This is a genomic window from Chloroflexota bacterium (assembly GCA_014360825.1).
GTDB lineage: Bacteria > Chloroflexota > Anaerolineae > UBA2200 > JACIWT01 > JACIWT01.
Map to the genome: position 1 here is coordinate 82390 of JACIWT010000011.1, position 6010 is coordinate 88399.

Below are 6010 nucleotides of genomic sequence, written 5' to 3' on the forward strand. Positions count from 1 at the left end.
TCATGACCCTCAAAGAACGCCTGCTTCACGTCGGTCGAAGGTTGTTCCTTTACCTTTCCATCCTGGGGCCGGGATTAATTACCGCCAGCGCCGATAACGACGCCCCGGGCATTGCCACCTACTCTATGGCGGGGTCTCATTACGGTTACGGTTTTCTGTGGGTGATACTCGCCGTGACATTCGGGGAAATGGTCGTCCAAGAGATGGCCGCACGAATGGGAGCAGTAACCGGGAAGGGGTTGGCCGACCTAATTCGCGAGCGGTTTGGGGTAAGGGTAGTTTTCTTTGCCATGGTTTGCTTGCTAATCGCTAATTTGGGCACAACAACAGCGGAGATTGCTGGCATCGCGGCCAGCGCGGAACTACTGGGCTTGAGCCGTTACATCGCGGTGCCCATTGCAGCGATTTTCATATTTGTGGTAGTGACCCGAGGAACATATCAGCGGGTGGAGAAGGTCTTGCTTGCCTTGTGCCTGTACTCGGTGGCATATATCGGCTCCGCTTTCTTAAGCCGCCCACCCTGGGGCGAAGTGCTCCGGCAGACCGTGGTGCCTAATTTTCACCTGGAAACCCATTATATCGTGGCCTTATTAGCGACAGTGGGGACAACGATTACACCATGGGGTTGCGTTTACCTGCAGGCTTCAGTGGCCGAGAAGGGAATAAATAGCAAGGATTACCACTACACCCGGCTGGACGTGATCAGCGGCGCGATCTTTGGCAACATTGTCTCCGCATTCATTATCATTTGCACCGCAGCGACGCTATTTATCCACGGTATCCAAGTGGAGACTGCGGAACAGGCGGCAGTGGCCCTGGCCCCACTGGCAGGCCAATGGGCGCAATTACTATTCAGCCTGGGGTTGTTGGGGGCGTCGCTTTTGGCTGCGTCGGTCCTGCCCCTTTCCACCGCCTATGCCATCTGTGAGGCTTTTGGCTGGGAACGAGGCATCAATACGGAATTCCGGGAGGCGCCACTTTTCTATTCACTTTACGCGGGGATGCTCATCTTGGGAGGCATAGTGGTACTGTTGCCAGGCATCCAATTGTTCCCCCTAATGTGGCTCTCGCAGACCCTCAATGCTATCTTGCTGCCCGTGATCCTTGTGCTGATGTTGCGCCTGGCGAATGATCGCGGACTGATGGGACGCTGGGTCAACTCACGGCCCACCAATGCCCTGGCTTGGGTAACAACCGTGCTGATCGCGTTGGTAACAGTGGTGTTATTTGTATTGCAGATGTAAAAGGCCCGGGTTCTCGTCCATGAAACGAAGAGGCCCACTCTCCGAGTGAGCCTCTTTTGGACAATTGTGCAATTTTGGATCGCGCTGCCACTGTCGGGAAAATATCCTGCCGTTCACATTGCCATGGGGGTAATCCGGTACAAAGACACGGTCACCTGCCTTTTCTATTCCCAACAACAGCCCCCAGCAGTGGAAAACGCTGCTATGACCGAGGTCTTAGTAATCCTCCTCTTCTTCCTCCTCAAGTTCTTCCTCGAAATCCTCTTCGAACTCATCGAAATCTTCGTCGTCGTACTCGTAGAACTCCCAGTCGTTTTCGCCGCATTCCGGGCACTTCTTGGGCGCTCTCTCGCCCTCGTGGATGTACCCGCAACTCAGGCATTCCCACTCCTTGACCATATCGAGACACACCTCCTCAAGTGAATGGCATACAGGAGCCAAAATCCTCTCATTTGCTCTATATCACGATTTTTGCGATTTGTCAACTTTCACGCGCGGGCTAATGGGGACCTCGGTGCGCGGATAAGCGTCACCAGATCAGAAAGCCTTAGTGCACGACTTGACAGCAATGCCAGCAGGCGCTATGTTTATTATAGGCTACAAAATCAGGAGGGGTTATGGAAGACAAGAGGATTTACACCATCGCGATTGTGTTCGGCGTGATCGCCATCGTCCTGAGTCTCTTGGCTGGGGCCTTGAGCGGTGCTGTGACGGGCTACCTGGTGGCTCGATGGCAGGGGCGGAATCTCGCCGAGCAATTGAGAGGCGAAGCAACCCCCCAGCAGCCCAGGATCATATTTCCACCGGAAGGCATTCTCCCGTTCCGCGATAACACGCCGCCTGCAGAGGAATTGGTGGCAGGTGCCCTCATCCGTGAGGTGGTGCCGGATGGGCCCGCTGACAAGGCAGGCTTGCGTGAAGGCGATATCATTGTGGCTGTAAATGACGAGCCTGTGGGTCCCAAAACGTCTCTGGCCGACCTCATCCTCAAGTTTAAGCCAGGCCAAACTGTAGAGATCACCTACCGGCGTAAAGGGGAGGAACGGACCATCGAAGTACGGCTCGGGGAAAACCCCAAGAAACCAGGCACTGCCTACTTGGGTGTAACTTATGCCAGCATAACACCTATTGAACTAAAGGGGCAAACGAATTGACGTGGCTATCGCTCACCCTTAGGTCTAATATTCCTTCGCCTGTTCCTCTCCCCTCAGTACACGCAGCACGCCCTGCGCCATAGCCAGCATTTCGTCTTCACCAGGGTAGAGGAGGAGCGGCGCAATCCACTCCACCCGCTCGCGTATCCAAGCAACTAGCATCTCGGAGTAAGCCAGGTTGCCAGTGAGCACGATGGCATCCACATCTCCCTTGAGGACGGTGGACATAAGGCCTATTTCCTTGGCGATCTGATAAGCCATGGCCTCATAGATCAAGCGGGCATGCTCATCGCCGGCGGCAATGCGCCGCTCCACCTCGCGGGCGTCATTTGTCCCTAAGTGAGCCACCAGACCGCCTTGCCCCGCGATTTTCCTGAACATTTGATCATAGGTGTACCGCCCCGAGTAGCACATCCGGATCACGTCGCCAACGGGCAGTCCACCTGCCCTCTCTGGAGCGAAGGGACCGGTGCCGTCGAGCGCCTGGTTGACATCCACCATACGCCCACGCCGGTGTGCACTGACGGAAATACCCCCGCCCAAATGCACCACCACGAGGTTAAGGTCCTCGTATGGCTCCCCCAAGTCCTTTGCCGCTCGGCGGGCGACAGCCTTGAGATTCAGGGCATGGGAGAGGCTTCGCCGCTCGATCTCGGGCAAACCGGAGATACGGGCGATGTCATCGAATTCATCCACACACACAGGGTCCACAACGAAAGCGGGGATGCTCGCAGCCGTTGCGATCTCATGAGCGATGATCGCCCCCAGATTCGAGACATGCTCGCGTTCTTTGGGGGCACGCAGTTCTGCCAGCATCTTCTCATTGACCCGGTAGGTGCCGCTGGAGATGGGACGCAGGATACCACCCCGTCCTACGACAGCGTGCAGAGATTGGAGAGATACCTCCTTCTCTTCAAGGAAACGCAAGACCGCATCGCGCCGTAAGGGATACTGATCGGGGATGCGAGGGTAGGCAGCCAATTCCGTGCTCGAATGCGAGATGTTCTGCGCGTGCAGCGGCACCTCATCCTCATAGACTGCCACTTTGGTAGATGTGGAACCGGGATTGATCACCAGGATGCGATAGTGAACGGGTTCAGATGTCGGTGATGGTCTGCTCATGGATAACACTCCTTCACTCTGGCTGGCACTGCGGGCAGATACGCGTCCCACGCCCCCCAACCATGAGTCGTTGGATATTCGCCCCACAACGAGGACAGGTTGCTTGCTCCCGCCCGAAGACCCGCAGTTCGCCTTGGTAATGTCCCTCCTGGCCGTGGGCATCGCGATAGGAGCCATCGAAAGTGGTGCCCCGGCCAGCGATGGCCGACCGCAACACCAGGTGAATGGCATCGTAGAGGCGGTGGACTTCGTCGGGCGATAGGGTATTGGCACGTCGTCGCGGATGAAGGCGGGCAACGAAAAGGGCTTCATCTGTATAAATATTGCCTAAGCCAGCCAAGAATCGCTGATTTAGCAACAGGGGCTTGAGTGCCCCGCGCCTTCGCGCCAGCATGGCAGCGAATTGCTCTGGGGTGAAGTCCTTGGCCAGTGGTTCGGGACCCAGTTCCCGTACTATCTCACTGGCATCGCAGACCAAGTAGACCCGCCCGAATTTGCGTTGGTCACAGTAGCGCAGCTCGCGCCCATCGGCCAAACGGAATATCACGTGATCGTGCGGGTCACGCGGGTTTTGGCCAGGTCGCAGGAGCAATTGGCCGGTCATCCGCAGGTGAAAGAGCAAAGCGCCGCCGCCCGAGAGGTGCAAGACCAGGAACTTCCCCCGTCGCCCCACATCGAGGACGCTTTGTCCACATAAGTTGCGCGAAAACTCATTGGCCGAGTGAGTGGCCACGATCGCCGGCCAGTGTATTTCCACCTCAGTGAAAGTCGCGCCCACTAACTCCCGGCGCAGATCCGTGGCGATCGTTTCGACCTCAGGAAGTTCGGGCATCGGAGCGCTTCCTGAACCACCAGGCCCCCACGAGTGATAACGGGATTGCCAGCGAGAAAGGACACACAGATGGACGTGGGGGCGGTGTCTCTGTGGGAGAGGCAGTAGATATAGGTTGGGGAGTCTGCGAGCGGGGCGACAGCCCCAATTCAGCACGCCAGCGGGCGTCGAGTTCGTTGTAGTCGAAGCCATACACCTGGACTAGTGCTTCCTCGGGCGTATATTTGCCGGTCTTGATCGTCTCGATCAACTGCGCCATCTTCTCCTTGCCATAGGTGCGCAGCATGAAATCCACCAGCATATACACCTCGCCATAGAAAAGGTCCACCTGCGAGGGATCACCGGAGTAGGCAGAGAGCGATCGCACTGAGATGAGCGTGTCATTGCGGATAGCCCTTTCGACGGCTGCGCGGCGGTCGGCGCTTAAAGGACCCTCGGCATACATCGCCAAACCCTCGTCGAGCCAGCGGGGTAGATCGGTGTACGGGTTCTGCACCGCCAGGCCGGCTACAATGTGGCTGAGTTCGTGGGCTATGGTCTCGTTGATCTCTTCGTGCGCGCCCAGGAGAAGCAGCGTATCCTTTTCGGCCGCGACACCCAGGGTCAGCACGGATTCGTCATAGACCTCGCCGCGAGAGGCAAGGGCTGCGCTCATATCTCGCTGGTTGGCGTAGACCCAGATCTTCACTGGCTGCTCCAATATCACACCCATGCTCTCCTGGATGCGATCCAGGGCCTCCCTGGCCACGTCGAGCAAATGGCGGGCTTCGGCTTCCCTGCCACTGTAGTAGTACAGCACCAGGTTGCCCTCGCTGATGGAGCGCCAGTCGAAACGTTCATCGCGGTAGAGATATTTCTGGCGTCTCGTCACCAGGGTGTTGCCAGCCGCGTCGGCTATGGCCCACCAATACTCCAATTCGGTGCCGGGCGAGAGTTGCCCACGCTTCAGCGACCAGGTGTGATCCAGCGAAATTCGTGTGGCCGGGGGAAAGTCAAGATCTACTCTGATGCGCAGGGGCTTCTCTATCTGGTAATACAATGTAACAGCAGTGATATCGGCAACGGAGCGGGCTTCCAGGTGAAAGACGACCTTCTCCGAGAAAGTCGAGGAGACGGACGATTCGATTACCTGGATTGGTCCTTCGGCAAGGGCATTGAGCGTTGAGACCAGGATGAGGCATCCGAGGACTACGAGCAGGATCGTCGCCTGCCAGCGACGTGAGACAAACGCAGGCATCAGTTTGGCTTCTCCAGTTTCTCCACAGGAATGTCTCGGTATTTGTCGCCGATCTCAATGAGCATGTGGGGGATGTCGTCGGCGTCAATGGGATACTTGCGCCCACAGTTTTCACAGACGAGCCACGATTCTTTCACCAGCGTGACCTTCGTCTTGCAGGCTGGGCAGGCCAGGATATCAAGCAACTCTTGATCGAGCATAGTTTTGTCCCCTCCTCAGTGGTGCGTTTGTCTAATCAATAATAAGTATAACATTAAACGTCTGTTCGCGCAAAGTTTTTTCGCGCCTTTCCCCGGGGTCAAGTCAGGTTTTTCCTGTAAAATAGGCGACGTAGGTACGCTATGATCAGTACAGCCCTCCTATGTGTTGTACAATGGCAATCCGAGTTCGCGGCGCAGGAGATGCAGTTGTTGCTGCTCCA

At 56.7% G+C, this 6010-nt stretch carries 7 protein-coding genes; 2 read left to right on the forward strand and 5 right to left on the reverse strand.

What is annotated here, in order from left to right:
- The first annotated feature begins 2 nt into the window (after positions 1 to 2).
- The gene (locus tag H5T64_09020) at positions 3 to 1244 is read left to right on the forward strand and encodes an Nramp family divalent metal transporter (protein MBC7264480.1); all 1242 of its coding nucleotides are present in this window, start codon (positions 3 to 5) and stop codon (positions 1242 to 1244) included.
- 216 nt (positions 1245 to 1460) lie between these two features.
- On the opposite strand, the gene H5T64_09025 is transcribed toward H5T64_09020, so the two are convergent.
- The gene (locus tag H5T64_09025) at positions 1461 to 1643 is read right to left on the reverse strand and encodes a hypothetical protein (protein ID MBC7264481.1); all 183 of its coding nucleotides are present in this window, start codon (positions 1641 to 1643) and stop codon (positions 1461 to 1463) included.
- A 218-nt stretch (positions 1644 to 1861) separates the two neighbouring features.
- On the opposite strand from H5T64_09025, the gene H5T64_09030 reads away from it, so the two are divergent.
- Positions 1862 to 2398, forward strand: coding sequence for a PDZ domain-containing protein (locus H5T64_09030; GenBank protein MBC7264482.1), 537 nt, complete (start codon positions 1862 to 1864; stop codon positions 2396 to 2398).
- A gap of 24 nt (positions 2399 to 2422) precedes the next feature.
- Here the strand turns inward: H5T64_09030 and buk are convergent, their stop codons facing one another.
- Genes buk through H5T64_09050 form a run of 4 tightly spaced genes read right to left on the reverse strand, consistent with a single transcriptional unit; the run spans position 2423 to position 5789 of the window.
- Positions 2423 to 3520: a butyrate kinase gene (buk, locus tag H5T64_09035; GenBank protein MBC7264483.1), complete on the reverse strand. Its 1098-nt coding sequence runs from the start codon at positions 3518 to 3520 to the stop codon at positions 2423 to 2425.
- Positions 3521 to 3533: 13 nt separating this feature from the next.
- Positions 3534 to 4352, reverse strand: coding sequence for a bifunctional DNA-formamidopyrimidine glycosylase/DNA-(apurinic or apyrimidinic site) lyase (gene mutM / locus H5T64_09040; protein ID MBC7264484.1), 819 nt, complete (start codon positions 4350 to 4352; stop codon positions 3534 to 3536).
- The gene (locus H5T64_09045; GenBank protein ID MBC7264485.1) at positions 4336 to 5589 is read right to left on the reverse strand and encodes a hypothetical protein; all 1254 of its coding nucleotides are present in this window, start codon (positions 5587 to 5589) and stop codon (positions 4336 to 4338) included. The genes mutM and H5T64_09045 overlap by 17 nt, the downstream gene beginning before the upstream one ends.
- Complete coding sequence (locus H5T64_09050) at positions 5589 to 5789, reverse strand: Trm112 family protein (GenBank protein MBC7264486.1); 201 nt, start codon at positions 5787 to 5789, stop codon at positions 5589 to 5591. Before H5T64_09050 ends, H5T64_09045 begins: the two co-directional genes overlap by 1 nt.
- Positions 5790 to 6010: the final 221 nt, after the last annotated feature.

What these genes read in the sequence shown, in the direction of transcription:
- H5T64_09020 (MBC7264480.1), top strand. Translation starts at nt 3, where the DNA reads ATGACCCTCAAAGAACGCCTGCTTCACGTCGGTCGAAGGTTGTTCCTT.
- H5T64_09025 (MBC7264481.1), bottom strand. Translation starts at nt 1,643, where the DNA reads ATGGTCAAGGAGTGGGAATGCCTGAGTTGCGGGTACATCCACGAGGGC.
- H5T64_09030 (MBC7264482.1), top strand. Translation starts at nt 1,862, where the DNA reads ATGGAAGACAAGAGGATTTACACCATCGCGATTGTGTTCGGCGTGATC.
- buk (MBC7264483.1), bottom strand. Translation starts at nt 3,520, where the DNA reads ATGAGCAGACCATCACCGACATCTGAACCCGTTCACTATCGCATCCTG.
- mutM (MBC7264484.1), bottom strand. Translation starts at nt 4,352, where the DNA reads ATGCCCGAACTTCCTGAGGTCGAAACGATCGCCACGGATCTGCGCCGG.
- H5T64_09045 (MBC7264485.1), bottom strand. Translation starts at nt 5,589, where the DNA reads ATGCCTGCGTTTGTCTCACGTCGCTGGCAGGCGACGATCCTGCTCGTA.
- H5T64_09050 (MBC7264486.1), bottom strand. Translation starts at nt 5,789, where the DNA reads ATGCTCGATCAAGAGTTGCTTGATATCCTGGCCTGCCCAGCCTGCAAG.